At 60.3% G+C, this 24221-nt stretch carries 27 protein-coding genes and 1 other RNA gene; 20 read left to right on the top strand and 8 right to left on the bottom strand.

Translation table 11 applies throughout. The features are described from left to right. The first annotated feature begins 26 nt into the window (after positions 1-26). Complete coding sequence (locus CYR52_RS14175; protein ID WP_101828792.1) at positions 27-503, top strand: YrhA family protein; 477 nt, start codon at positions 27-29, stop codon at positions 501-503. A gap of 132 nt (positions 504-635) precedes the next feature. After that, on the top strand, positions 636-1898 hold the full coding sequence (gene umuC / locus CYR52_RS14170) for a translesion error-prone DNA polymerase V subunit UmuC (protein WP_101828791.1): 1263 nt from the start codon (positions 636-638) through the stop codon (positions 1896-1898). 9 nt (positions 1899-1907) lie between these two features. Here the strand turns inward: umuC and CYR52_RS14165 are convergent, their stop codons facing one another. Beyond that, positions 1908-2372, bottom strand: a complete 465-nt coding sequence (locus tag CYR52_RS14165) for a NanQ anomerase/TabA/YiaL family protein (protein ID WP_072931802.1) — start codon at positions 2370-2372, stop codon at positions 1908-1910. Between the two features lie 439 nt (positions 2373-2811). Between CYR52_RS14165 and pyrB the strand changes: the two genes are divergently transcribed. From pyrB to ridA, 3 genes are all read left to right on the top strand, one after another. Next, entirely contained in the window at positions 2812-3759 is a 948-nt protein-coding gene (gene pyrB / locus CYR52_RS14160; protein WP_072931800.1) for an aspartate carbamoyltransferase, read from the top strand. A gap of 13 nt (positions 3760-3772) precedes the next feature. Continuing rightward, a complete protein-coding gene (gene pyrI / locus CYR52_RS14155; protein ID WP_072931798.1) occupies positions 3773-4237 on the top strand; it encodes an aspartate carbamoyltransferase regulatory subunit in 465 nt (154 codons plus the stop codon). 82 nt (positions 4238-4319) lie between these two features. After that, positions 4320-4706, top strand: coding sequence for a 2-iminobutanoate/2-iminopropanoate deaminase (gene ridA / locus CYR52_RS14150; protein WP_072931797.1), 387 nt, complete (start codon positions 4320-4322; stop codon positions 4704-4706). 64 nt (positions 4707-4770) lie between these two features. On the opposite strand, the gene CYR52_RS14145 is transcribed toward ridA, so the two are convergent. The 3 genes from CYR52_RS14145 to uxaC all read right to left on the bottom strand — a co-directional run bounded on the left by CYR52_RS14145 (position 4771) and on the right by uxaC (position 8462). Further along, on the bottom strand, positions 4771-5346 hold the full coding sequence (locus CYR52_RS14145) for a YgjV family protein (RefSeq protein ID WP_072931795.1): 576 nt from the start codon (positions 5344-5346) through the stop codon (positions 4771-4773). A 149-nt stretch (positions 5347-5495) separates the two neighbouring features. Next, the gene (locus tag CYR52_RS14140) at positions 5496-6986 is read right to left on the bottom strand and encodes a UxaA family hydrolase (RefSeq protein WP_101828790.1); all 1491 of its coding nucleotides are present in this window, start codon (positions 6984-6986) and stop codon (positions 5496-5498) included. 63 nt (positions 6987-7049) lie between these two features. After that, positions 7050-8462 (bottom strand): glucuronate isomerase, encoded by a 1413-nt coding sequence (gene uxaC / locus CYR52_RS14135; RefSeq protein WP_101828789.1) that lies wholly within the window; start codon positions 8460-8462, stop codon positions 7050-7052. A gap of 482 nt (positions 8463-8944) precedes the next feature. Between uxaC and CYR52_RS14130 the strand changes: the two genes are divergently transcribed. The 10 genes from CYR52_RS14130 (at position 8945) to CYR52_RS14085 (ending at position 16106) form a co-directional block, all read left to right on the top strand. After that, positions 8945-10243 carry an MFS transporter gene (locus CYR52_RS14130; RefSeq protein ID WP_072931789.1) on the top strand — a complete coding sequence of 433 codons (1299 nt, stop codon included), beginning with the start codon at positions 8945-8947 and terminating at the stop codon, positions 10241-10243. Between the two features lie 210 nt (positions 10244-10453). Then, entirely contained in the window at positions 10454-11230 is a 777-nt protein-coding gene (gene exuR / locus CYR52_RS14125) for a transcriptional regulator ExuR (protein ID WP_072931788.1), read from the top strand. 363 nt (positions 11231-11593) lie between these two features. Continuing rightward, positions 11594-12271, top strand: coding sequence for a DedA family protein (locus CYR52_RS14120; protein WP_072931856.1), 678 nt, complete (start codon positions 11594-11596; stop codon positions 12269-12271). A 50-nt stretch (positions 12272-12321) separates the two neighbouring features. After that, on the top strand, positions 12322-12654 hold the full coding sequence (gene mzrA / locus CYR52_RS14115; RefSeq protein ID WP_246538631.1) for an EnvZ/OmpR regulon moderator MzrA: 333 nt from the start codon (positions 12322-12324) through the stop codon (positions 12652-12654). Between the two features lie 174 nt (positions 12655-12828). Then, positions 12829-13203, top strand: a complete 375-nt coding sequence (locus tag CYR52_RS14110; RefSeq protein WP_079205294.1) for a DUF1090 domain-containing protein — start codon at positions 12829-12831, stop codon at positions 13201-13203. A 144-nt stretch (positions 13204-13347) separates the two neighbouring features. Next, the gene (locus CYR52_RS14105) at positions 13348-13653 is read left to right on the top strand and encodes an ElaB/YgaM/YqjD family protein (protein ID WP_072931784.1); all 306 of its coding nucleotides are present in this window, start codon (positions 13348-13350) and stop codon (positions 13651-13653) included. Between the two features lies 1 nt (position 13654). After that, positions 13655-14062, top strand: a complete 408-nt coding sequence (locus CYR52_RS14100; RefSeq protein ID WP_072931783.1) for a phage holin family protein — start codon at positions 13655-13657, stop codon at positions 14060-14062. After that, positions 14059-14343: a YqjK-like family protein gene (locus tag CYR52_RS14095; protein ID WP_072931781.1), complete on the top strand. Its 285-nt coding sequence runs from the start codon at positions 14059-14061 to the stop codon at positions 14341-14343. The genes CYR52_RS14100 and CYR52_RS14095 overlap by 4 nt, the downstream gene beginning before the upstream one ends. A gap of 226 nt (positions 14344-14569) precedes the next feature. Then, positions 14570-14989: a DoxX family protein gene (locus CYR52_RS14090; protein WP_072931854.1), complete on the top strand. Its 420-nt coding sequence runs from the start codon at positions 14570-14572 to the stop codon at positions 14987-14989. A 97-nt stretch (positions 14990-15086) separates the two neighbouring features. Further along, complete coding sequence (locus CYR52_RS14085) at positions 15087-16106, top strand: glutathione S-transferase family protein (RefSeq protein WP_072931779.1); 1020 nt, start codon at positions 15087-15089, stop codon at positions 16104-16106. 45 nt (positions 16107-16151) lie between these two features. Here the strand turns inward: CYR52_RS14085 and CYR52_RS14080 are convergent, their stop codons facing one another. Then, entirely contained in the window at positions 16152-17054 is a 903-nt protein-coding gene (locus CYR52_RS14080) for a LysR family transcriptional regulator (protein ID WP_072931777.1), read from the bottom strand. A 106-nt stretch (positions 17055-17160) separates the two neighbouring features. On the opposite strand from CYR52_RS14080, the gene CYR52_RS14075 reads away from it, so the two are divergent. Further along, on the top strand, positions 17161-17865 hold the full coding sequence (locus CYR52_RS14075) for a pirin family protein (protein WP_072931775.1): 705 nt from the start codon (positions 17161-17163) through the stop codon (positions 17863-17865). Positions 17866-18069: 204 nt separating this feature from the next. Here the strand turns inward: CYR52_RS14075 and rnpB are convergent. Beyond that, positions 18070-18448, bottom strand: an RNA gene (rnpB, locus tag CYR52_RS14070) — RNase P RNA component class A. Between the two features lie 10 nt (positions 18449-18458). Beyond that, on the bottom strand, positions 18459-19343 hold the full coding sequence (gene rsmI / locus CYR52_RS14065; protein ID WP_072931853.1) for a 16S rRNA (cytidine(1402)-2'-O)-methyltransferase: 885 nt from the start codon (positions 19341-19343) through the stop codon (positions 18459-18461). A gap of 62 nt (positions 19344-19405) precedes the next feature. Between rsmI and CYR52_RS14060 the strand changes: the two genes are divergently transcribed. The 4 genes from CYR52_RS14060 (at position 19406) to dolP (ending at position 23131) form a co-directional block, all read left to right on the top strand. Continuing rightward, positions 19406-21442: a penicillin-binding protein activator gene (locus CYR52_RS14060; protein ID WP_079205293.1), complete on the top strand. Its 2037-nt coding sequence runs from the start codon at positions 19406-19408 to the stop codon at positions 21440-21442. Between the two features lie 93 nt (positions 21443-21535). Further along, positions 21536-21904, top strand: coding sequence for a YraN family protein (locus tag CYR52_RS14055; protein ID WP_072931771.1), 369 nt, complete (start codon positions 21536-21538; stop codon positions 21902-21904). 51 nt (positions 21905-21955) lie between these two features. Further along, the gene (gene diaA, locus CYR52_RS14050) at positions 21956-22546 is read left to right on the top strand and encodes a DnaA initiator-associating protein DiaA (protein ID WP_072931769.1); all 591 of its coding nucleotides are present in this window, start codon (positions 21956-21958) and stop codon (positions 22544-22546) included. Between the two features lie 9 nt (positions 22547-22555). Continuing rightward, complete coding sequence (dolP, locus tag CYR52_RS14045) at positions 22556-23131, top strand: division/outer membrane stress-associated lipid-binding lipoprotein (protein ID WP_072931767.1); 576 nt, start codon at positions 22556-22558, stop codon at positions 23129-23131. 359 nt (positions 23132-23490) lie between these two features. Here the strand turns inward: dolP and mtgA are convergent, their stop codons facing one another. After that, complete coding sequence (gene mtgA, locus CYR52_RS14040) at positions 23491-24219, bottom strand: monofunctional biosynthetic peptidoglycan transglycosylase (protein ID WP_101828801.1); 729 nt, start codon at positions 24217-24219, stop codon at positions 23491-23493. Positions 24220-24221 lie beyond the last annotated feature (2 nt).

The raw sequence follows: 24221 nt of genomic DNA, 5'->3' as shown, positions 1-24221 counted from the left end.
GGGAAAATTTATCCGCAGAGGCAACCATGAACAGTGAAAGACAGGAACTCGTGACGCTTATTGCTGCGCTGCATGACATAGCGCACTCCTATGCGGATGCCGGGTATGAAGACCAGGCGGGGATTCGTGAAGATCAGGTCAGCGCCTGTCACCGGGTATTAGTCACCCTGGGCGGCGATCATTTTGCTGGGAGTTATCTGCCGTTCTTGCAGCAAATGAATGGCTTTGATCTTAACGGCGTGCGGTTATTTGGTTATTTCGCTGATAAAGAGGATGAGCGGGATTTACGTAAACAATCAGCCAACTTACACGCCGTGCCTGACCTGTTTCCTGATGCGTTAAAAAAGGGTGTGGTCGTTGGTGAAACGGACATGGATATCCTGTTTTTTAACCGGGAGAGCGCTGTTTATGAAATCCGCGATTTTATCGGCGTAGAACGCATAAATGAACGCCACCGCACGATAACCGGCTTGCTGAGGGCACTCATCCCCTTAATTGAATAAGTGACGTGGCATCTTGATAAAAATGGGCTTCAAAGGTACTGTTTTTATATACAGTACACTCAGGAGCCACGCTTATGCTGCTTTTCCGCCCTCGTGGGATGCACATCATCTCCCCTGCCGCCAGCCGCCACTATGTTCGCCCTGGTTGATGTGAATAGCTTTTATGCCTCGTGCGAGACCGTGTTCCGGCCCGATTTGTGGGGGCAGCCGGTGGCGGTGCTGAGCAACAATGACGGCTGCGTGATCGCCTGTAATGCGCAGGCGCGGCGGCTGGGGCTGAAAACCGGCGATCCCTACTTCAAACTGGGGGAGTATTGCCGGGCGCACGGCGTGCATGTCTTCAGTTCCAACTACACGCTGTACGCCGATATCTCCCACCGGGTGATGACCATTCTGGAAGAGATGGCCCCGGCTACCGAGATCTACTCCATCGATGAGAGCTGGCTCCTGTTGCAGGGCATGGCGCGGCTGATGCCGCTGGAGGAGTATGGCCGCCGGGTACAGGCGCGGGTGCAGAAAGAGGCACACGTGACGGTCGGCGTGGGCATTGCCCAGACCAAAACCCTGGCCAAGCTGGCGAACCATGCGGCCAAGCGGTGGCGCAAAACCGGCGGCGTGGTCGACCTCAGTGACCCGCTGCGCCAGCGTAAACTGATGGCGCTGGTGCCGGTGTCCGACGTGTGGGGCATTGGCGGCCGCCTCAGCAAGCGGCTGATGCTGATGGGCATCCATACCGCGCTCGATCTGGCACAGGCCCATACCGGGCTTATCCGCAAACAGTTCGGCGTGGTGCTGGAGCGCACGGTGCGCGAACTGCGCGGCGAGTCCTGCCTGGCGCTGGAGCTGGAGCCTGCGGCGAAGCAGCAGATTGTGTGCAGCCGCTCTTTCGGCCACCGGCTTACGGCCAAAGAGGAGGTGCGCCAGGCGGTGTGCGCCTTTGCGGAGCGGGCGGCGGAGAAGCTGCGCGGCGAGCGCCGCTATTGCCGCCAGGTCACGGTGTTTATCCGCACCAGCCCGCATGACGCCCAGGGCGATCACTACACCCCGCACGCCACCGCCCAATGCCAGACGCCGACCCAGGACACGCGCGACATCATCGCGCTGGCGATGCAGGCGTTTGAACGTATCTGGCTGGAAGGCTATCGCTATATGAAAGCGGGCGTGATGCTGGGGGATTTTTATAACGAGGGCGTGGCGCAGTTCGGCCTGTTTGATGAGCTGGCCCCACGCGCCAACAGCGAAGCACTGATGCAGGTAGTTGACCACCTGAACCGCACCGGCAAAGGCTCGCTGTGGTTCGCCGGCCAGGGTGTGCAGAAAAGCTGGCAGATGCGGCGGGCGATGCTCTCACCCGCCTACACCACCCGCTTTGCCGATCTGCCGGTGGTGAAATAACGCCTGCGCCTACAGTGCGCTGACGCGCATCTTGATCACCGCTTTGCGTACCGGCGCGGCTTCGCCCACGGCGCAGAGCGGTTTATGCACTTCGCCGGGGTAGAACACCACAAAATCGCCCGGCTGGAGCACCACGGTACGCTCCTGCTCCCCCTGCGGCAGAAAAGCGATGTCTTTGTCCGCCAGCCAGTCGGTTTCCGGCGGCCCCGCCGGGCGGGTACTGAAGGTCATGCCCTCCTGGCCATGCAACACGATCTGGATGTCCAGATACTCGGCGTGGTACTCCGCGCGCCGTTGCGCCATCGGTTCAGTGCTGTCTTCAGAGATCAGTACAAACACATCACTGCCGCAGATGGTGTGCTTGCCCAACGGTGTCTCGTCCGTAATGTTCTGTTTTACATAGTCAATCGCCGCGCACAACGGTGCCGGCAGGTATGGCAGCAGTGCCAGTGCATGGATATTCCCGGTAATCATGATCGCCCCTGGTTAAAGTGAAATAGCGTTTCATTATACGCCGGGTGTGTGACGCTACCGCGATCGGGGTAACGTTTCCGGCTGACGCATGATATTGCGTAAAGCAGGCAGACAATCGATTGCGCTGTTACGCTTGTTATGACTGCAAGGACGGTAGTTTGCGCTTGCAGAGTAAAACGGCGTGCGTATAATGCGCGACAATTTGCCGGGAGAATCCATGAAAAACGTTGCTGTTCTGGTTGCTGAATACCGCTGCACCACCCTGTCCCCACAGGGGCGCGACGCCGTTTTTCCTCCCGTTGCCCGATCGCAGAAAGCCCCTCATTGAGGGGCTTTTTTTTGTCTGCGTTCCGGCACCCGCGTATATCACACGCCCAAAAGACCCGATGCCCGAACACACCGGCATTCCCCGCGCAGGGGGACGAACAGGAGAGCAACTATGGCCAACCCGTTGTATCAAAAACACATCATCTCAATTAACGATCTCAGCCGTGCAGAGCTGGAGCTGGTGCTGGACACCGCCGCCGCGCTGAAAGCGCGCCCCCAGCCGGAGCTGCTGAAGCACAGCGTGATCGCCAGTTGTTTTTTTGAGGCGTCCACCCGCACCCGCCTCTCGTTCGAAACCTCCATGCACCGGCTGGGCGCGTCGGTGGTCGGCTTCTCTGACAGCAGCAACACGTCGCTTGGGAAAAAGGGCGAAACGCTGGCCGACACCATTTCAGTGATCAGCACCTACGTGGACGCGATTGTGATGCGCCACCCGCAGGAGGGCGCGGCGCGGCTGGCGGCGGAGTTCTCCGGCGGCGTGCCGGTGCTGAATGCCGGGGACGGCGCAAACCAGCACCCGACCCAGACCCTGCTGGACTTGTTCACCCTGCGCGAAACCCAGGGGCGGCTGAATAACCTGCATATCGCGATGGTCGGTGACCTGAAATATGGCCGCACGGTGCACTCACTGACCCAGGCGCTGGCGAAATTTGAAGGCAACCGCTTCTACTTCATCGCCCCGGATGCACTGGCGATGCCGGAGTACATCCTCGCGATGCTGGAAGAGCGCGGCATTGAATACAGCCTGCATGACAATATTGAAGAGGTGGTGCCGGCGCTGGACATCCTCTACATGACGCGGGTGCAGAAAGAGCGGCTCGACCCGTCCGAATATGCCAACGTCAAGGCGCAGTTCGTGTTACGCGCCGCCGATCTGGCTAACGCGCGCGATAACCTCAAAGTGCTGCACCCGCTGCCGCGGATTGACGAGATCACGCCGGACGTTGATAAAACGCCGTACGCCTGGTATTTCCAGCAGGCCGGTAACGGCATCTTCGCCCGCCAGGCGCTGCTGGCGCTGGTCCTGACCCCTGAATTACCCGCTGATCTGACGGCCTGAAGGAGGCGCAACCATGAGTCATGAAAACAAATTGCAGGTGGAAGCCATCAAATGCGGCACGGTGATTGACCACATCCCGGCGCGCATCGGGTTCAAACTGCTGACGCTGTTCAAGCTGACGGAAACCGAACAGCGCATCACCATCGGCCTGAACCTGCCGTCCAACGCGCTGGGCCGCAAAGACATCATCAAAATTGAGAACACCTTCCTGACCGAGCAGCAGGTGAACCAGTTGGCGCTCTACGCGCCGGACGCCACCGTCAACCGCATTGATGAGTATGACGTGGTCGGCAAAATCATGCCGACGCTGCCGGAGCAGATCCACGGCGTGCTGCGCTGCCCGAACGGCAACTGCATCAGCCGCAGCGAGCCGGTGGCCTCCCGCTTCAGCGTCACGTCCCGTGGCGATGATGTGCGCCTGACCTGCAACTATTGCGAGAAAGCGTTCAGCCGCCAGGTGGTGCTGAATAACGACTGACCGGCGCGGCGGCGTGCCTTGTGCATTGCGCCGCCCGCTCCTTATAATGCGTTGGATGCTTAACCCATAACCAGGAGAAGTCATGTCCCGCACTATCAGCACTGAACTCGCCCCGGCCGCCATCGGCCCTTATGTCCAGGGTGTAGACCTCGGCAGTATGATTATTACCTCCGGCCAGATCCCGGTCTGCCCGAAAACCGGTGCCGTGGCGGACGACATCGCCGCCCAGGCGCGCCAGTCGCTGGAGAACGTCAAAGCGATCGTTGAACAGGCGGGCCTGAACGTCGCGGATATCGTCAAAACCACGGTGTTCGTGAAAGACCTGAACGACTTCGCCACCGTCAACGCCACCTATGAAGCCTTCTTCAACGAGCATGACGCCCCGTTCCCGGCGCGCTCCTGTGTGGAAGTGGCCCGCTTGCCGAAAGATGTGAAGATCGAGATCGAAGCGATCGCTGTCCGCCGCTGATGGCCGTTAACCGGTATGCGCCGCATACCGGTTTCTTCCCTTCCCCCGTTTCCCGCCGTGACGCCTAGCCCGCTTTGCCGGAAGGCAGCGTTTCACCCTCTTCTTCCTGTTTTAACGCTTTCTCGACTTTGAATGGGTCGATGCCGCGCCGTTGCAGTCGGTAGAACCGGATAATATTCAGGCCGTTCATCAGCAGGAAACTGCCCTCAATCAGCGAGCCGCCAATCGAGCCGAGCCAGATATTGTGCGCGACCCAGCAGCAGGTGGAGCACCACATCACGCAGCGGGTGGTCAGCCCTGAGGTGCGGAACAGCGCCCAGGTGCTGATGGCGGTGCCGCAAATCGGCAGCACTTCCATCAGGTGGCGCGCATTGCCCAGCCCCAGCCCGAGCGTCAGGGCGATGAACAGCCACATCACCCACAGGCTGCGGGTGCGCAGCGCGGCCAGCGTACGGATGGCACTGAGCCAGGCGCTGAACGCGCCGGAGTGCGCGCCCATCAGGAAATAGTGGGTGCCGATGATGGCGCTGTAGGTGGCGAGCTGTTGCTTGAAGCGGCGGTCATTTCGGTTGAAAAACATCGTGATGCCGACCAGAAACGCCAGCACCCCGACGCCTTGTGCGAACCCGTAAAACGTCATACGCCCTGCCCCGCCCGAAAAGCTGCTGCCGCAAATGAAAACGGCGCCCCCTGAGAGAGCGCCGGATATGAAACGCTGTTTCTATTTTAGCCAGTGGGGGTAAGCATGACAACCGCGTGGCCGCTGCCCGGTTGGCCCAATCGTGCGATCTACAGCGTGACCCCGCTCTTGAAGATCGCCAGTTCACGGAAGTCGTTACGCTCGTTGCAGGTGAGTTTGCCGTCGGCGATCGCCACGATCAGATCCACAAACTCCGCCAGTAACTGATCCATCGGCTTGCCGTGGATCAACTGCCCGGCGTCGAAATCGATCCAGTGCGGTTTTTTGGCCGCCAGCTCGCTGTTGGTGGCCAGCTTCACCGTCGGGACAAACCCGCCGTACGGCGTGCCGCGGCCGGTGCTGAACAGCACCATGTGGCAGCCTGCCCCGGCCAGCGCGCTGGTGGCGACGGCATCATTGCCCGGCGCACTTAGCAGGTTCAGCCCCGGCGTGTGCAGCCGCTCGCCATATTTCAGCACGTCCACCACCTGGCTCTGCCCCGCTTTCTGGGTGCAGCCTAAGGATTTCTCCTCCAGCGTGGTGATGCCGCCCGCTTTGTTGCCCGGCGACGGGTTTTCGTAGATCGGCTGGTTATGGGCGATAAAGTAGCGTTTGAAATCGTTGACCATGCTGACGGTTTTGTCGAAGGTCGCTTCGTCGCGGCAACGGCTCATCAGGATGCGTTCGGCCCCGAACATCTCCGGCACTTCAGTCAGCACCGAGGTGCCGCCGTTGGCGATCACATAGTCGGAGAAGCGCCCCAGCAACGGGTTGGCGGTGATGCCGGACAGGCCGTCCGAGCCGCCGCACTCCAGCCCGAATTTCAGCTCGCTGAGCCTGCCCGGCTCGCGGCGGTCGTCACGCATCACCTGATAGAGCGCGCGCAACTGCTCCAGCCCGGCTTCCACTTCGTCGTCCTGCTGCTGGCAGACCATAAACCGCACGCGCGATTCATCAATCTCGCCCAGCGTGCTGCGGAACACATCCACCTGATTGTTCTCACAGCCCAGCCCGATCACCAGCACTGCGCCGGCATTCGGGTGGCGCACCATGTTTTGCAGCATGGTGCGGGTGTTCTCATGGTCCTGCCCCAGCTGCGAACAGCCAAGGGTGTGGCCGAACAGGTGCACGCCGTCGATGCCCGGCGCGTCCTCTGTCTCTTTCAGGAAACGGCTCTGGATCTGGCGGGCGATGCCGTTGACGCAACCCACGGTCGGGATTATCCACAGCTCATTGCGGATGCCGACCTGGCCGTTGGCCCGGCGGTAGATCTGCACCTCGCGATCCGCCGGTTGCGTGGGCAGCGGCACGGCGTCCGGCACGTAACGGTACTCATCCAGATCGCTTAAATTGGTTTTGGCGTTCTGTGAATGGATGTGCTCACCTTCAGCAATTGCCGTGAGCGCATGGCCGATCGGCAGGCCATATTTGATGATGTGCTGCCCGGCCTCAATCGGTTGCAGGGCGAACTTATGGCCGCGCGCCACCGCCTGCGGCAGCACCAGCCGCTGATCGTGCAGCGTGACGGTTTCACCGGCGGCGAGATCGCGCAGGGCGACTGCGACATTATCCAGAGAGTGTATTTTTATGATGCTTTGCATAATCAACCTTTAACGGCCGTCGCCTGACAAGGAATAAACGGGCGGAGCGATCCGCCCACGGCATCAGTTCAGCTCAATCGCAAAATAGTTTTTCGCGTTATCGAAGCAGATGTTTTTCACCATGCTGCCGAGTAACTGGATGTCCGCCGGTGCTTCGCCGTCGGCCACCCAGCGGCCCATCATCTGGCAGAGGACACGGCGGAAATACTCATGGCGCGTGTAGGAGAGGAAGCTGCGGCTGTCGGTGAGCATCCCGACAAAGCGGCTCAGCAGGCCGAGGTTGGCGAGCTGGGTCAGCTGGCGCTGCATCCCGTCTTTCTGGTCGTTGAACCACCAGCCGGAACCGAACTGCATCTTGCCCGGCATCCCTTCGCCCTGGAAGTTACCGACCATCGTGCCGATCACTTCGTTATCCCGCGGGTTCAGGCAGTAAAGAATGGTTTTCGGCAGCGCATTGTTGCGCGCCTGGGCGTCCAGCAGGCGGGACAGCGGCTCCGCCAGCGGCTGGTCGTTGATCGAGTCAAAACCGATGTCCGGCCCGATGGCCTGTAACATCCGCGTGTTGTTATTGCGCAGCGCGCCGATGTGGTACTGCTGCACCCAGCCGCGTTTCTGGTATTCCGCTGCCAGGAACAGCAGCACCGCGGTGCGGAACTGGGCGCTCTCTTCTTTGGTGGGCAGCGTGCCGGTCAGCCGGCGGGCGAGGATGCCGTCCAGCGTGGCGTCATCGGCCTCGGCGTAGACCACCACGTCCAGCGCGTGGTCTGCCACTTTACAGCCATGCGCGGCGAAATGATCCAGCCGGGCGGTCAGCGCATCACACAAGTGGCTGAAGCGGGAGACGGCGACGTCCGCCGCGGCGCTCAGGCGGGTCAGGTAGTCAGTAAAGCCCGGTGCTTCAATAATGAACGCCTTGTCCGGCCGCCAGCTCGGCAGCACTTTGATGTCAAAACTGTGGTCTTCGGCAATCGCTTTATGGTGTTCCAGCGAGTCGGCCGGGTCATCCGTCGTGCCGACCAGTTTCACGTTCATCTGCTGCATGATGCCGCGCGCGCTGAAGGCGGGCTGGCTCAGCAGCGCGTTGCAGCGCTGCCAGACCTCTTCCGCCGTCTCTTTTGACAGCAACGTGCCGGTGATGCCGAACGGGCGGCGCAGCTCGAGGTGCGTCCAGTGGTAGAGCGGGTTGCCGAGGGTATGCGGCACGGTATCGGCCCAGGCGAGGAATTTTTCCCAGTCGGAGGCATCACCGGTACAGAAGCGTTCTGCCACGCCGTTGGTGCGCATCGCCCGCCATTTGTAGTGATCGCCTTTCAGCCAGATGTCATACAAATTGGCGAACTGATAGTCCTGGGCGATCTGCTCCGGCGGCAGGTGACAGTGGTAGTCAAAAATCGGCTGGTCTTTGGCATAGTCATGGTAAAGCCGTTTGGCAAACTCACTGTCGAGCAGAAAATCTTCGGTCATAAATGACGACATAGTAGGTTCCTCACCTTGCATTCGAAACAGGGTCCGTGTTGCGGATAAAGTTATCACACCAATTCCGGGGGGCGTCCAGCACTTTCTTATGGCACCCAGTCTCCTGATTGTACCGTGCCGGGCCGGGCCGTTCCGGCTTAAAAGGTAAAAATGCGTGCGCTGTCGCACCCTTCCCGCATGGTTAGCAGTATTCCCTAATTGAAAAATGGGTTTTGTGATGTCACTCAACTTTTAAATCTGTATGACAAGTTAAGGTGCTTGCGTTTTGTGCTGCACCGGTTCCGCTTACCTGCCACGGCGGGGCCGGATGCAGCCCCTTTCCGGCGTGCTTAAGCGGTGCGTGCCGGCAGAAGCCCCGGCTTCCGGGCTTCTCCCATAAAAACTATACGAAGCGCCAACGGCCATTCCCTGGGAAGGCCGTTGTGTTCTGGGGCCGCATCCCGCGGCACCCATCGCCTATCAAATGACTGGGAGTGAGTTATATGCGTAAGATCAAAGGGCTGCGCTGGTACATGATTGCGCTGGTGACCGTCGGCACCGTGCTCGGTTACCTGACGCGCAATGCCATTGCGGTTGCGGCACCCACCCTCGAAAGCTCGCTGCACATCACCACGCAGCAGTACTCTTATATCGTCGCCGCCTACTCGGCCTGCTACACGGTGATGCAGCCGGTCGCCGGTTATATTCTGGACGTGCTCGGTACCAAAATCGGCTATGCGATGTTCGCCGTGATGTGGGCCATCTTCTGTATGTGTACGGCGCTGGCCAATAGCTGGGGCGGCCTGGCGCTGGCGCGCGGGGCGGTCGGCATGGCCGAGGCGGCGATGATCCCGGCCGGGCTGAAAGCCAGCAGTGAGTGGTTCCCGGCGAAGGAGCGTTCAATCGCCGTGGGCTATTTCAACGTCGGCTCCTCAATCGGCGCGATGATCGCCCCGCCGCTGGTGGTCTGGGCGATTGTGGCGCACAGCTGGGAAATGGCCTTCATTATTACCGGTGTGCTGAGCCTCGCCTGGGCGATCTGCTGGCTGATCTTCTACAAACACCCGAAAGATCAAAAGAAACTCAGCAACGAAGAACGCAGCTACATCCTGGACGGCCAGGAAGCGCAGCACCAGACCAATAACGCCAAAAAGATGAGCGCCTGGCAGATCCTGCAAAACCGCCAGTTCTGGGGCATCGCCCTGCCGCGCTTCCTGGCGGAACCGGCCTGGGGCACCTTTAACGCCTGGATCCCGTTGTTTATGTTCAAGGCTTACGGCTTCAACCTGAAAGAGATCGCCATGTTCGCCTGGCTGCCGATGCTGTTTGCTGACCTCGGCTGCATCGTCGGCGGGTATCTGCCGCCGCTGTTCCAGCGGGTATTTGGCGTGAACCTGATTGTGTCGCGCAAACTGGTGGTCACCATGGGCGCGGTGCTGATGATCGGCCCCGGCACCATCGGCCTGTTCACCAGCCCGTATGCGGCGATTGCGCTGCTGTGCATCGGCGGCTTCGCCCATCAGGCGCTCTCCGGTTCGCTGATTACCCTCTCCTCAGACGTCTTCGGCCGCAATGAAGTCGCGACCGCCAACGGCCTGACCGGCATGGCGGCCTGGACGGCCAGCACCATGTTTGCCCTGGTGGTCGGTGCGCTGGCGGATACGCTGGGCTTCAGCCCGCTGTTTGCTGCGCTGGCGGTGTTTGACCTGCTGGGGGCGGTGGTTATCTGGACGGTGCTGCAAAACCGCCCGGCCGCGGAACTGCAACCGGCGGCCGAGCTGCCGGCCACGGCAAAAGCCTGACGCCCCGGCGACTGCCCTTCCCTGACCCGGCCGGTGTGCCGGGTTTTTTCATTTTTGCGCCCTGAGACATAGGCCCCGCCCCGCCGCTGCGCTATAGTAAAGTGGTATAACAGGTTATGGCGCAGGGAAGACTTCGGGTAAACATGCCCGCCATAACTTGCTATCATCACCGCCGGCTTTTTCCACTCACCTTTACCCAAGAGCACTGTCATGGAATTCACCGAATCGCGACGGCTTTATCAGCAACTGGCCGCAGAATTTAAACAGCGTATCGAGTCCGGGGTTTATCCGGTGGGCGAAAAGCTGCCCGCAGAGCGCTATATCTCTGAAGAGATGAACGTCAGCCGTACCGTGGTGCGGGAAGCGATCATCATGCTGGAGGTGGAAGGGTATGTGGAGGTGCGCAAAGGGTCGGGCATCCATGTCATTTCCAGCAAACAGAAGCACCTGGTGATGCCGAGCGCCGAGATGGAGTTTGCCAGCGTCGGCCCGTTCGAGCTGTTGCAGGCACGCCAGCTGATTGAGAGCAACATCGCGGAGTTTGCCGCCACGCAGGTCACCAAGCAGGATATTGTGCAGCTGATGGAGATTCAGGAGCACGCCCGGCAGGAGGATCGCTTCCGCGATTCGCAGTGGGATCTGAAATTCCATGTGCAGGTGGCGCTGGCAACCCAAAACAGCGCCCTGGCCGCCATTGTCGAGAAGATGTGGAGCCAGCGGGTGCACAACCCTTACTGGCTGAAGCTGCATGAACACATTGATGACAAGTCAATTGAGAGCTGGTGCGAGGATCATGACCAGATCCTGAAAGCGCTGATGCGCAAAGACCCGCACGCCGCCAAGCTGGCGATGTGGCAGCACCTGGAGAACACCAAACAGATGCTGTTCCATGCCACCACCGACGATTTCGAGTTTAACGTTGACCGTTACCTGTTCGCCGAAAACCCGGTGGTACATCTGGAAAGCCACCTGAGCCTGCCCAAATAGGCCCCAGCTCCCTGAAACCGGCGTCAGCCGGTTTTTTTCTGCCCGCCGTTTATGTCAATTTATGTAAAACCTGTCCGGCTTTTTTCCGCCTTAATACAATGCAGTGTAAACATGATTGAAGCCGTGTGATTACCGCTGTTTCGTTCTGACGGTTTTTGTTACAGTTAGACCACTTTTTTTACCCGTTTTTAAGATAAATGCCGCCAAAACAGGTAACCCGCGGATAATACGCGGGAAAGTTACGTCACGGCCCTCCCGTGATACCTCCGCCCTCCGCCCGTTAATCGGCCGGTAAGAAACACAGCACAGGATGTCACTGTGGAAACCGGGCTTAAAAAGTTATGGAGTTTCCGGACGCGCTACATGGATATCATCAAAGAGCTGCTGCACGCATTGTGGCACCAAAATTTTGACTTGCTGGCCGACCCCACGCTGGTCTGGGCCATTTATATCTTACTGTTTATTATCCTGTTCCTGGAAAACGGCCTGCTGCCGGCGGCCTTTTTGCCGGGTGACAGCCTGCTGATTCTGGTAGGTGTGCTGATCGCCAAAGGCACTATGAATTTCCCGCTGACGCTGGTGATCCTGACCACTGCCGCCAGCCTCGGCTGCTGGCTCAGTTACATCCAGGGGCGCTGGCTCGGCAATACGCGCCTGGTGCAGAGCTGGCTGTCGCACCTGCCTGCCCAGTACCACCAGCGGGCGCATAACCTGTTTCACCGGCATGGCTTGTCTGCCCTGCTGATTGGCCGTTTCCTGGCTTTCGTGCGCACATTGCTGCCCACCATTGCCGGGCTTTCCGGCCTCAGCAACGGCCGCTTCCAGTTCTTTAACTGGATGAGCGGCTTCCTGTGGGTCGTGATTTTGACCACGATGGGCTTTTTCCTCGGCAAGACGCCGCTGTTTTTAAAATATGAAGATCAACTGATGTTCTGCCTGATGATGCTGCCGCTGGTGCTGCTGGTGCTGGGCCTGATTGGCTCGCTGGTGGTGCTGTGGCGTAAGCGGCAAGGCAGTTCAGACAAAGGAAATAATGTATGAAGCTCCCGTACCTGAGCTCCCCGTTGCGCTGGCAGTGGCTGGTTTGCCTGATGGTGGCCTTCGCCGTGCTGGGCCTGCTGGCCCTGCCGCGCGGCAACAGCCAGGAGAACGCGCTCTCTATCCGCCCTGAGCGGCACGGGCTGACCCTGCCGGACGGCTTTTTCGTTTACCAGAACCTGGACCAGCGCGGCATCCGCATCAAAAGCATTACGCCGGAAAATGACACCCTGATAATCCGGCTGGCCTCGCCCCAGCAGCAGCAGGCCGCACGTGAGGCGCTCTCGGTGATCCTTCCCCAGGGTTATATCGTGGAGCAGCGCGCCGTCAGTGCCGAGCAAACCTGGGTAAAGAAGCTGACCCATGATCAGCTGCGTACCGGCTAGCCGGTACTGCCCCTCTGCCTGCAGACGCGCCGCCACGGCGCGTTTTTTTTGGCCTGTGACACAAAACTTTTCCGAAAAAGCCTGTTTTTTTGGGGGGATGCGTAATTCCCGTCTATGCTTAACGCTGTGGCGGGTGGAAGTTGTTGCCCCGCCCGGACATAAATAAGGAACCGGATGATGACGTTTCACGCCCCCCTGACACTCTTCCTTTCGCTGTCGCTGTTTTCAGCGGCGTGTGTCGCGGCACCGGTCGAAACCTGCGAGAGCAAGGCGCAGGCGATCGAACAGCAGATGGCCCACGCCCGTGAACAGGGCCAGGCTGACCGGCTGAATGGCCTGCAAAAGGCGCTGACGGCGGTCAAAGCCAACTGCACTGCCCAGAGCCTGTCGGCGGAAAAAGCCGATAAGGTAAAGGAAAAGCAGCAGGAGGTCGCAGAACGGCAGCAAGATCTGAAGGAAGCACAGGCGAGCGGCGATAAGGAAAAAATTGCCGTACGCCAGCAAAAACTGGAAGAGGCGATAGCGGAGCTGCGCGAAGCCGGGCAATAACCCGGCCGGGTGGGCCTGAGCCCCCTTCCGGCTGCGTGACGGCGCGGTGAAAAGCGTGAAGAATCAACCAGATTAATCGCATTTGCGCACCGCCGGAAATCCTCTATGTTAAAAAGACCGTCCTGTAAATGAAGGAGTCACCTGATGGCAAAAGATTACACCTCGGATAGTTTACGTGCAGAACTCAAGTCACTGGCCGATACGCTGGAAGATGTGCTTCGCTCCTCTTCGGAGAAGCCGCTGGCCGAATGGGACAGACTTCGCAGCCGTGCTGAAAGCACGCTGAAAGATACCCGCGTGCGCCTGAGCGACACCAGTGACAAAGTTGTCCACCAGACCAAGGAGATCGCCAGCCAGGCGGATTCTTATGTCCATGATAACCCGTGGAAAGGGGTCGGCATCGGGGCTGCTGTCGGCGTCATCATCGGCGTTCTGATTGCACGACGCTGATATGACGGATTATCGCAAACCCACTGATTCCCAGGGCCCGGCGAAAGGGGCCCTGGATGTTGCGCACCGTGTTGTCACCACCGTGGTTGGCATTGTTGAAACCCGCGTGAAGCTGGCGGTACTGGAACTGGAGGAGGAGAAATCCCACCTGGTGCAGTTGCTGCTGATGACCGGTATCTCATTAATCCTGCTGGCCTTTGGCCTGGTCAGTTTACTGGTACTGATCTTCTGGGCGATCGACCCGGCTTACCGCCAGCCGGCGTTGTGGATAACCACCGGCATTCTGCTGGCACTGGCGCTGGGGGTCGGCATCTGGACACTGGTGAAAGCCAAACGCTCCACGCTGCTCGGGGCCACACGCCGTCAGTTGCAGATTGACCGCGCCCTGCTGGAGAAGAAAATTCCATGAGACCCCGTGAACGCCATGCCGAAAAACTGCGCCTGCTCTACCTGATTCAGCAGCAGCGCGCGGATCTGACGGATGAGTGTGATCAGTGGCTGGTGGCAACCGCCCCCTATGACCGGGGCTGGATCAAGCTGATGGGTATGAAAAAGTACCTGGCGATTGGTTCCAGCCTGATGGCGGTGTATACCGCCCGTCACCCGAATAAGGTGATGCAGTGGGGCCGCCGTGCCATCGGCATCTGGGGCACCGTTAAACTGATCCGCAATACCCTCTCCCCACGGTAGCCGGTGCGCTACCGTGTTCTTTTCCCTCCGTTTTCCTGCTTTAACCTTTAGTCAGTTTTTTTGATGTTATCCAGCAGTTTTCCTTGCTTACATCTTTTTCACGCCTCCCCTACACTTCTCTCCATCGAATAGCGAAACAGCCTGATGCCGCGTCATTGCTGGCCTGAGGCGCACAATACCCCACACGGGTGCAGATTGCCCCGGCAAAATAATGGTGAAGAAGATGATGAAGAAATTAGAAGATACCGGTCTGCTGGCGGCACGCATCCTGATGCCAATCCTGTTTATCACGGCGGGTTACGGCAAAATCGGCGGCTACAGCGCCACCCAGCAGTATATGGAAAGCATGGGCGTGCCCGGCTTTATGTTGCCCCTGACCATTTTGCTGGAGTTCGGCGGCGGCCTGGCCATCCTGTTCGGCTTCCTGACCCGTACAACGGCGTTTATCACTGCCATCTTCACGGTGCTGACGGCGCTTATCTTCCACAGTAACTTTGCTGATGGCATGAACCAGATGATGTTTATGAAGAACCTGTCGATTGCAGGGGGCTTCCTGGCGCTGAGCGTGGCCGGTGCCGGTGGTTTCAGCCTGGACGCGCTGCTGAAAAAGCGCCTGCTGGCCGCCAAAACCTTAAGCCGGGCGTGATCCGCTACACTTAACGCAGCACATGATAAGGGTAAGTGCCGGGCCGTTCCCGCCTTGCCCTTTTGCCCCCCGCGAATACTGAAGGAAGGAGAGAATCATGGGACAATTAGTTGACGGTGTCTGGCAGGATACCTGGTATGACACCAAATCAACCGGCGGCCATTTCAAGCGCTCCACCTCACAGTTCCGTAACTGGGTCACCGCGGACGGTGAAGCGGGTGAGCATGGGCGCGGCGGCTTCCGCGCCGAGCCGGATCGCTACCACCTGTATGTCTCCCTCGCCTGCCCGTGGGCGCACCGCACTCTGCTGATGCGCAAACTGAAAGGGCTGGAGACGCTGATCCCGGTGTCGGTGGTACATCCGCTGATGCTGGAAAACGGCTGGACGTTCGGCAGTGATTTCCCGGCCGCCACCGGCGACTCCCTCTACCAGCTTGACTATCTTTATCAGCTCTACCTGAAAGCCCAGCCGGATTACACCGGCCGCGTGACGGTGCCGGTATTGTGGGACAAACAGCAGCAGACCATCGTCAGCAACGAGTCCGCTGACATTATCCGCATGTTCAACAGCGCGTTTGATGCCGTGGGCGCCCGCGCCGGGGATTACTACCCGGAAGCGCTGCGCGGTGAGATCGACGATCTCAACAGCTGGATCTATGACAAGGTGAACAACGGCGTCTACAAAGCCGGGTTTGCCACCAGCCAGGCGGCCTATGACACGGCGGTGGAAGGGGTATTTGAGGCGCTGGATCGGCTGGAACAGATCCTGAGTTTCAAACGTTACCTGACCGGTAACCAGCTCACTGAGGCTGACCTGCGGCTGTGGACCACGCTGGTGCGGTTTGACCCGGTGTATGTCACCCATTTCAAGTGCGATCGCCACCGGATCAGCGATTATCCTAACCTTTACGGCTTCCTGCGTGACATCTACCAGATGCCGGGCATTGAGGAGACGGTGGATCTGGCGCACATCCGCAACCACTACTACCGCAGCCATAAAACCATCAACCCGGCGGGGGTGATCTCCATCGGGCCGGAACAGGATCTGCTGGCAGAACATGGGCGCGATACGCGCTTTGGTACGCCGGAGCGTGACGGGGAAACCGACGGGCTGTAAGGGAAAACGCGCGGGGCCGGGCAGTGATGCCCGGCCCCGCCGCCATTATTGCTGAAGGTGCTGGAACAGTTTCGGGATTTCGCGCAGCATCCAGGCTTTCGCCTCGCCCATGCTGTCACGCCGCCACGCCATGATGATGTCCGTTTCACGGTTGTACTCCGCGCTCACCACCCGCAGCCGCCCCTCGGCGATGTCCTGCTCGACCATCGGGTAAGGCATGGTGGCCACCCCCAGCCCCGCCAGCAACGCCTGCCGCTTCTCCGCAATGGTACTTACCGTCAGCCGCTGCTGTTTGTCGAGCAACTGCACCGTCAGCACCGGGCGCTCGCGGGCGGTGTCTGCTACCGCGATGCCGCGGTATTTCACGCGGGTAATCTCTGACAAAGGCTCCGGCTCCTGGTGGATCGGGTGGTCCGGCGCGGCCACGTAGACGCTCATCAGCTTATACAGCTTGCGGCTGTTGATCTCGGACGAGGAGCGGAAATGCATGTCCGGCGCGATAACGATGTCCGCCCGCCCCTGCTCCAGCCGCTCCCACGCCCCGGCCAGCACTTCGGTCAGCAACGACACCTGGGTGTTGGCTTTTTGCGCCAGCCGCTCAATCAGCGGGAACAGCTGCACGGCAGGCGACAGCGCCTCGCAGACGATGGTGATGTGCGTCTCCCAGCCGCGCGCCAGCGCTTCGGCATCGGTGGTCAGCTTGTCGGCCGCCTCCAGCAGCACCCGGCCGCGCTCCAGCAGCATCCGCCCGACATTGGTGAATTTTGTCCGGTGGCCTGAGCGGTCAAACAGCACCACGTCCAGCTCCTCTTCCAGCTTCTGCATGGTGTAGCTCAGGGCACTCGGCACACGGCCCAGTTCATCCGCGGCGGCGGCAAAACTGCCGCGGCGATCTATTGCATCCATTACGCGTAACGCTTCCAGCGTCAATGCCCGATCTTTGGCCATGATTCTTCTCTGTCAGGATTTTTGAATATGCCAACCAGATTAACTGGCTAACAATCCGGCGTCCAGACGCTTACCATTTCCCTATTGAATAATGAGAGCCTCAGTCATGATTACTTGCAGAGCAGCCACACAGTGCGGGAAAGCGGACTTTGGCTGGCTTAAAGCCCGCTACACCTTCTCGTTCGGCCACTATTTTGACCCCAAACTCATGGGCTATGCCGCGCTGCGCGTCCTGAACCAGGAAGTGCTGGCCCCCGGTGCCGCCCTGCAACCGCGCAGCTACCCCAGGGTGGATGTGCTGAACCTGATATTGCAGGGCGAAGCGGAATACCGCGACAGCCTCGGCAACCATCTGCGTGCGCAGGCCGGTGAGGCACTGCTGCTGGCCACCCGGCAGGATGTGACCTACACCGAACAGAACGTCAGTTCTGACCAGCCGCTGACGCGGATGCAGCTCTGGCTCGACGCCTGCCCGGAGCGGGTGAGCGATGCCCTGCAACACCTGGCGTTGCGCAGCGCCCCTTGCCAGCTGATCGCCTCGCCGGACGGCGCGGACGGCAGCCTGCAACTGCGCCAGCAGGCCTGGGTGCACCAGCTTGACCTGCACGCGGGTGAGCGCCACACCCTGAGTATCCACGGGCCGCGCGCCTACCTGCAATCGATTCATGGCCGGGTGCAGGCGCATAACGCCGCCGGGGATGAACAGCAATTGCTGGCCTGCGGCGACGGGGCATTTATCTATAAAGAGCAGAGCCTGACTATCGTGGCCGAGAGTGCGATGCGCGCCCTGCTGATTGATTTGCCGACCTGATTACCCAATTTCCCGCCGCCCTTGCGGCAGGTTAAGACAGGCATTGCCTGCACACAGCACCTGTACGTTGATAAACCAGAACGTGAATAAACCAGAAAAACAGCGTGATGCACGATGCCCGGCAACCTGAGCTGTGCCGGGGAGCAGGCTTACGCAAACAGCAAAAAGCCCGGATCAGTTGCCTGATCCGGGCTTTTCTATATGGAGTGGAGTTGACCGGTAAGCCGGGTTCTGTCGTGGACAGTCATTCGTCTAGGCCAGCAATCGCTTGCTGGCTCAAGCAGCCTACCCGGGTTCAGTACGGGCCGTACCATGTGAACCCCTATTTGGCCTTGCTCCGGGTGGAGTTTACCGTGCCATGAACTGTTGCCAGCCATGCGGTGCGCTCTTACCGCACCCTTTCACCCTTACCTGATCCCACTTGCGCGGGCCATCGGCGGTTTGCTCTCTGTTGCACTTGTCGTAGGCTTGCGCCTCCCAGGCGTTACCTGGCACCCTGCCCTATGGAGCCCGGACTTTCCTCCCCTCCACCTGTCTCCCCCGAAAGGGACGGCAGTGAAGCGGCGACTGTCTGGTCAACTCCGGCGCGCATATTAGGCGGTTTCGTCCTGAATGTCACCCTCTTGTTGCGCCAGGGCATAACGATAGAGCGAATTCTTCTTCACACCGTGGATCTCCGCCGCCAGCGCTGCCGCCTTTTTCAGCGGCAATTCCGCCTGCAACAACGCCAGCGTACGCAGTGCCTCGGCAGGCAGCGCCTCTTCGGTGGCCTTATGGCCTTCCACAATCAGCACCATCTCGCCTTTGCGGCGGTTCTCATCTTCCAATACCCAGGCCAGCAGCTCGCCCACCGGCGCGCCGTGGATAGACTCCCAGGTTTTGGTCAGCTCACGCGCCAGCACCACGTACCGATCGGCCCCCAGCACCGTCACCATATCGCTCAGGCTGTCGATCAACCGGTGGGTGGACTCGTAAAAGATCAGGGTGCGCGGTTCCTCAATCAACGCCTGTAGCGTATCCTTGCGCGCCTTGGTTTTGGCAGGCAGGAACCCTTCATAGCAGAAGCGGTCTGAGGCCAGGCCGGCGGCAGAGAGCGCCGCGATGGCGGCGCAGGCCCCCGGCAACGGCACCACACGGATACCGGCCTCACGGCAGCGGCGCACCAGGTGGTAGCCCGGATCGTTAATCAGCGGTGTGCCTGCATCAGACACCAGCGCAATGCTCTGCCCTTCCTGCAATTTCGCCAGCAGCAGTTCCGCTTTCTGCTGTTCATTGTGGTCGTGAAGTGCGAAGAGTCGCGCATTTATTGCAAAATGTTGTAACAGCAGGCCGGTATGGCGCGTATCTTCAGCAGCAACCAGATCCACGCCCTGAAGAACCGCCAGCGCCCGCTGGGTGATGTCACCCAGATTGCCGATAGGGGTCGGCACTACATAAAGCGTTGATGCAGAAATCACTGCCTGATCGTGTTGATTCATTGTTTCGTCCGGAATGCCGATTTAATATTGAGCATCTTGAAAAAAACATCACTGGATACAGTATGCTTTCCTCACATGTCGTTCGACGCCGTAAAGGGCGCTTTGTGCCTGTTCTGCTGGCCGCCCTGATTGCTGCCGGCTGTCAAGGCCCGTCAACCCAGGCCCCGGCCGTCAACATCCAGGACGCGGCAACCGCCGGTTCTGATTACTATCTGCAACAGATGCAGCAAAGCGGCGATGATAACAAGGCTGACTGGCAATTACTCGCCATTCGCGCCCTGCTGAATGAGAAGAAGCTGCCGCAGGCAGCCGAACAGCTCGGCAAACTACCGCAGACGCTCAGTGATGTCCAACGGCAGGAACAGCAACTGCTGACCGCCGAACTGCAACTGGCCCAGGGCAACGCCCCGGCCGCCGCCGGCACGCTGGACGCCCTCCACCCGGATCTGCTCTCTGCCAGCCAGCGCGCCCGTTACTATCAGGCGCTGATTGCTGCCAGCCAGGCGCGCCCCGGTTTGCCGTTGATCCGCGCGTACATTGCGCAGGAACCAACGCTGAGCGGCCAGCCGCATCAGGACAACCTCGACCGTACCTGGATGGCGCTGACCCAGCTGACCCCGCAGGATCTCAGCACGCTGGCGATCAATGCGGATGAGAATGTGTTGCAGGGCTGGCTCGACCTGTTGCGGGTTTATCAGGACAATATGCAAAACCCGGACGCCCTGAAATCCGGCATCCGGGAGTGGCAGACCCGCTACCCGCAAAACCCGGCCGCCAAAACCTTGCCGACCCAGCTGAATAATGTGCTCAACTTCCAGCAGGCCTCCACCGCGAAAGTTGCCCTGTTCCTGCCGCTGAGCGGCCAGGCGCAGGTGTTCGGCAACGCCATCCAGCAGGGCTTTATGGCGGCGCAGAATGGTGTACAGGCCACCCCACCGGCCGCTGCACCTGCCCCGGCTGACCCGGCCGCCGCACCTGCTGACCCGAACGCGGCCCCGGCTGACCCGGATGCGGCCGTCAGCCCGTCGGCACCACCCGCTGATACCGCAGCCGCCCCGGCTGAACCGGCCCCTGCTCCGGTCGCCCCGGCCCCGGCCGTCAGTAATACACAGGTCAAAGTGTATGACACCGACAGCCAGCCGCTGCCCGCGTTGCTGGCGCAGGCGCAACAGGATGGCGCCACGCTGGTGGTTGGCCCGCTGCTGAAAAGCCACGTTGAGCAGCTCGCCACCACCCAGACGCCGTTGAATATCCTGGCGCTGAACCAGCCGGAGAAGGTCACTAACCTGCCGAACCTCTGCTATTTCGCGCTGTCGCCGGAAGATGAGGCGCGCGACGCAGCCCGCCATATCTGGGCGCAACACAAACAGATGCCGCTGGTGCTGGCCCCGCGCGGCAGCCTGGGCGACCGGATTGCCACCGCCTTTGCCGATGAGTGGCAAAAACAGGGCGGCCAGACAGTGCTGAAACAGGGCTTTGGCTCCACCGGCGAACTCAAGCAGGCAATCAACAGCGGCGCAGGCATCCGCCTGACCGGCACGCCGGTTAACCCGGCCCCGGTCGCCGCGCCTGCGGAGCCGCAGGGCGTGACCATCGGCGGCATTACCATTCCGGCACCGCCGACCGATGCGCAGATCAGCGCCTCTGCTGCGCCGTCCGGCAATGTGGATGCGGTCTACATCATCGCCACGCAGGATGAGATGACGCTGATCAAGCCGATGATCGACATGTCCACCAGCTCCCGCAGCAAAACCGCGCTCTACGCCAGCTCCCGCAGCTATCAGGCCGGGGCCGGCCCGGATTACCGGCTGGAGATGGAAGGGTTGCAGTTCAGCGACATCCCACTGCTGGCCGGGGCCAACCCGCAGCTGATGCAGCAGGCCAGCGCGCAATTCCGCAATGACTACTCGCTGGTACGGCTCTATGCAATGGGAATGGATGCCTGGACGCTGGCGAATCATTTCGCTGAACTCCGCCAGATCCCCGGCTTCCAGTTGCCCGGCACCACCGGTGGCCTGAGCGCCAACAGTGACTGTGTGATCCACCGCCAGTTGCCGTGGCTGCAATACCGCGGCGGCGCGCTGGTCGCCGCCAACTGATGGCCCGCGCCGGGGCGCGTTGCCCCGGCCGGGTGAAGAGGGGAAGTAGACAACCGCTGCTTTTCCCCTCAGCATGAAGACAGGACAGACGCCATGCTGACCTCCCCCCCAGGGACACGCGACACCGGCATCGCCTATGAGCAACAGGCACGCCGCTATCTGGAACGGGCCGGCCTGCGGTTTGAGGCTGCCAATGTCAGGGTACGCGGCGGTGAGCTGGACCTCATCATGCGTGACCGGGATACCTGGGTATTTGTGGAGGTACGCTACCGGCGCAGCGCCGCGTTCGGCGGTGCGGCTGCCAGCATCACCCGGCAGAAGCGTCAGCGCCTGTTGTATGCGGCCAGCGTCTGGCTGGCCCGGCGGCAGGCCAGTTTTGACACCTCACCTTGCCGTTTTGATGTGCTGGCCATCACCGGCGAATGCCTGGAATGGTTGCCCAATGCCTTCAATGCGGAATGATATGTTAACCGGTGCTCCCGCCCGGCCCTTTTACTGACTGGATTAACTCACGTGCTGGAAAGAATCAAAGCCTGCTTTACCGAAAGCATCCAAACCCAGATCGCAGCGGCGGAAGCCCTGCCCGATGCCATCTCCCGTGCGGCTCTGACGCTGGTGCAATCCCTGCTGAACGGTAACAAAATCCTCTGCTGCGGCAACGGCACCTCTGCCGCCAATGCCCAGCACTTTGCCGCCAGCATGATCAACCGTTTTGAGACTGAGCGCCCCAGCCTGCCCGCCATTGCCCTCAGTGCGGACAACATTGTGTTAACCGCCATCACCAACGACCGGCTGCATGATGAGGTCTATGCCAAACAGGTCCGCGCCCTGGGCCACGCCGGGGACGTGCTGCTGGCTATTTCGACCCGCGGCAACAGCCGTGATATTGTGAAAGCGGTTGAAGCAGCGGTCACCCGTGACATGACGATTGTCGCGCTCACCGGGTACGATGGCGGCGAACTGGCGGGATTACTCGGCCAACAGGATGTCGAGATCCGTATTCCCTCCCACCGCAGCGCACGCATTCAGGAGATGCATATGCTCACCGTGAATTGCCTGTGTGATCTGATAGATAACACCCTGTTTCCTCACCAGGATGATTAAGGAGCACCAATGAAGGTTCGATTAACACTGGCTGTGTTGTGCAGCGCCCTGCTGTTGCAGGGTTGCGTCGGCGCTGTGGTGGTTGGCAGCGCGGCCGTAGCCACCAAAACCGCGACGGACCCCCGCACTGTGGGCACCCAGGTTGATGATGAAACGCTGGAAGCGCGTGTCAGCAACGCCCTGAGCAAAGACCAGCAACTTAAGAAAGAGGCGCGCGTGGTGGTCACGGCGTATCAGGGCAAAGTGCTGCTGACCGGCCAGGCCCCGACCACTGACCTCGCGACCCGCGCCAAGCAAATCGCGATGGGTGTAGACGGCGCACGCGAAGTCTATAACGAAATTCGTCAGGGCACCCCGGTAAGCCTGGGCACCGCCTCGTCAGACACCTGGATCACCACCAAAGTCCGTTCGCAATTGCTGACCAGCGACACGGTGAAATCCTCAAACGTCAAAGTAACTACCGAGAATGGCGAAGTGTTCCTGCTGGGGCTGGTAACGCCAAAGGAAGGCCAGTCCGCCGCGCAGATTGCCAGCCAGGTCAGCGGGGTGAAACATGTCACCACCGCCTTTACCGACCTGAAATAACCGCGCGTGACTGCTGACGGGTGCCATCACGGCACCCGTTTTTTTATGCATTTTTTGGGGGTAACCACAGAGGCCGCGTTGGGGCATCCGTCCCTGAGAGAGCGGATATGGCCGGCAGCATCAAGGCACCGGCCGGGGGAAGGTGGCCGGCAGCGCGGATGCCGGTCACCGGGCGGGTTTTAATGCCGCAGGGTTGCCTTAATAGCGGAGCTTGCCTGAATGGTCAGGCTTACCTTAATGGCAGGCCTTGCCTGAGTGGCAGGAGTACGCTCAGTGGCCGGGCTCACCGCATTAAAGAAGCGGATTTCCGTGGAAAACAGCGGGCGCGTATCGCCCGGCTGCTTTTCCCTGTGCCCGCACTATAACTGGTGTGCCCGCAGGAACCCTTCCCCACCCAGTTGCCGCATCTGGCGTAAAATCCACTGCTGGCGGCCCCGTACATAGGCTGAGGGGGCCGTGACCTTATAGCGGTGCGGGTTGGGCAGCACGGCGGCCAGTAATGCGGCTTCAGAGGCAGTCAGGCGGCTGGCAGGTTTATGGAAATAGGTGCGTGCGGCCTGTTCCACCCCAAATACCCCGTCGCCCAGCTCCACGATGTTAAGGTAAACCGTCAGGATGCGCCGCTTTGTCCAGACCAGCTCAATCCCGGCGGTCAGCCCGGCCTCCAGCCCTTTACGCACCCAGCTTCGCCCATCCCACAGCAGCAGGTTTTTCGCGGTTTGCTGGGTCAGCGTCGATGCCCCGCGCAGCGAACTGCCCCGGCGCTCATTATGTGACAGCGCTGACTGGATCGCGGCGACATCAAACCCCCAGTGTTCCGGGAAGCGCTGGTCCTCTGCCGCCATCACCGCCAGCGCCATCGCCGGGGAGATTTCCTCCATCGGCACCCAGTCGGAATGGGCAACGTAGCTAACGTTACCCGTAAACCAGGCGCTCAGCTGGCGTTCCAGCATCACGGCAGAAAACGGGACCGGCATCACGGAAAAGATCAGGATCAGGCCTGCCCAGAGCGTAATTATCCCGCCTGCCAGCCATTTAAGGCCGCGTAGCCAAAAGCGTGCACCCCAGGGATGCTGTTTGCGCCACATAA

The organism is Chimaeribacter arupi (genome assembly GCF_002858805.1).
Lineage (GTDB): Bacteria > Pseudomonadota > Gammaproteobacteria > Enterobacterales > Enterobacteriaceae > Chimaeribacter > Chimaeribacter arupi.
This window is presented reverse-complemented; position numbering and strand designations above follow the sequence as displayed.

What these genes read in the sequence shown, in the direction of transcription:
- CYR52_RS14090 (WP_072931854.1), top strand. Translation starts at nt 14,570, where the DNA reads ATGAAGAAATTAGAAGATACCGGTCTGCTGGCGGCACGCATCCTGATG.
- CYR52_RS14165 (WP_072931802.1), bottom strand. Translation starts at nt 2,372, where the DNA reads ATGATTACCGGGAATATCCATGCACTGGCACTGCTGCCATACCTGCCG.
- CYR52_RS14120 (WP_072931856.1), top strand. Translation starts at nt 11,594, where the DNA reads ATGGATATCATCAAAGAGCTGCTGCACGCATTGTGGCACCAAAATTTT.
- umuC (WP_101828791.1), top strand. Translation starts at nt 636, where the DNA reads ATGTTCGCCCTGGTTGATGTGAATAGCTTTTATGCCTCGTGCGAGACC.
- CYR52_RS14175 (WP_101828792.1), top strand. Translation starts at nt 27, where the DNA reads ATGAACAGTGAAAGACAGGAACTCGTGACGCTTATTGCTGCGCTGCAT.
- CYR52_RS14100 (WP_072931783.1), top strand. Translation starts at nt 13,655, where the DNA reads ATGACGGATTATCGCAAACCCACTGATTCCCAGGGCCCGGCGAAAGGG.
- dolP (WP_072931767.1), top strand. Translation starts at nt 22,556, where the DNA reads ATGAAGGTTCGATTAACACTGGCTGTGTTGTGCAGCGCCCTGCTGTTG.
- CYR52_RS14095 (WP_072931781.1), top strand. Translation starts at nt 14,059, where the DNA reads ATGAGACCCCGTGAACGCCATGCCGAAAAACTGCGCCTGCTCTACCTG.
- mtgA (WP_101828801.1), bottom strand. Translation starts at nt 24,219, where the DNA reads ATGTGGCGCAAACAGCATCCCTGGGGTGCACGCTTTTGGCTACGCGGC.
- pyrB (WP_072931800.1), top strand. Translation starts at nt 2,812, where the DNA reads ATGGCCAACCCGTTGTATCAAAAACACATCATCTCAATTAACGATCTC.
- mzrA (WP_246538631.1), top strand. Translation starts at nt 12,322, where the DNA reads ATGGTGGCCTTCGCCGTGCTGGGCCTGCTGGCCCTGCCGCGCGGCAAC.
- CYR52_RS14060 (WP_079205293.1), top strand. Translation starts at nt 19,406, where the DNA reads ATGCTTTCCTCACATGTCGTTCGACGCCGTAAAGGGCGCTTTGTGCCT.
- CYR52_RS14140 (WP_101828790.1), bottom strand. Translation starts at nt 6,986, where the DNA reads ATGCAAAGCATCATAAAAATACACTCTCTGGATAATGTCGCAGTCGCC.
- CYR52_RS14110 (WP_079205294.1), top strand. Translation starts at nt 12,829, where the DNA reads ATGATGACGTTTCACGCCCCCCTGACACTCTTCCTTTCGCTGTCGCTG.
- exuR (WP_072931788.1), top strand. Translation starts at nt 10,454, where the DNA reads ATGGAATTCACCGAATCGCGACGGCTTTATCAGCAACTGGCCGCAGAA.
- uxaC (WP_101828789.1), bottom strand. Translation starts at nt 8,462, where the DNA reads ATGTCGTCATTTATGACCGAAGATTTTCTGCTCGACAGTGAGTTTGCC.
- CYR52_RS14075 (WP_072931775.1), top strand. Translation starts at nt 17,161, where the DNA reads ATGATTACTTGCAGAGCAGCCACACAGTGCGGGAAAGCGGACTTTGGC.
- CYR52_RS14130 (WP_072931789.1), top strand. Translation starts at nt 8,945, where the DNA reads ATGCGTAAGATCAAAGGGCTGCGCTGGTACATGATTGCGCTGGTGACC.
- pyrI (WP_072931798.1), top strand. Translation starts at nt 3,773, where the DNA reads ATGAGTCATGAAAACAAATTGCAGGTGGAAGCCATCAAATGCGGCACG.
- CYR52_RS14085 (WP_072931779.1), top strand. Translation starts at nt 15,087, where the DNA reads ATGGGACAATTAGTTGACGGTGTCTGGCAGGATACCTGGTATGACACC.
- CYR52_RS14055 (WP_072931771.1), top strand. Translation starts at nt 21,536, where the DNA reads ATGCTGACCTCCCCCCCAGGGACACGCGACACCGGCATCGCCTATGAG.
- CYR52_RS14080 (WP_072931777.1), bottom strand. Translation starts at nt 17,054, where the DNA reads ATGGCCAAAGATCGGGCATTGACGCTGGAAGCGTTACGCGTAATGGAT.
- CYR52_RS14105 (WP_072931784.1), top strand. Translation starts at nt 13,348, where the DNA reads ATGGCAAAAGATTACACCTCGGATAGTTTACGTGCAGAACTCAAGTCA.
- rsmI (WP_072931853.1), bottom strand. Translation starts at nt 19,343, where the DNA reads ATGAATCAACACGATCAGGCAGTGATTTCTGCATCAACGCTTTATGTA.
- ridA (WP_072931797.1), top strand. Translation starts at nt 4,320, where the DNA reads ATGTCCCGCACTATCAGCACTGAACTCGCCCCGGCCGCCATCGGCCCT.
- CYR52_RS14145 (WP_072931795.1), bottom strand. Translation starts at nt 5,346, where the DNA reads ATGACGTTTTACGGGTTCGCACAAGGCGTCGGGGTGCTGGCGTTTCTG.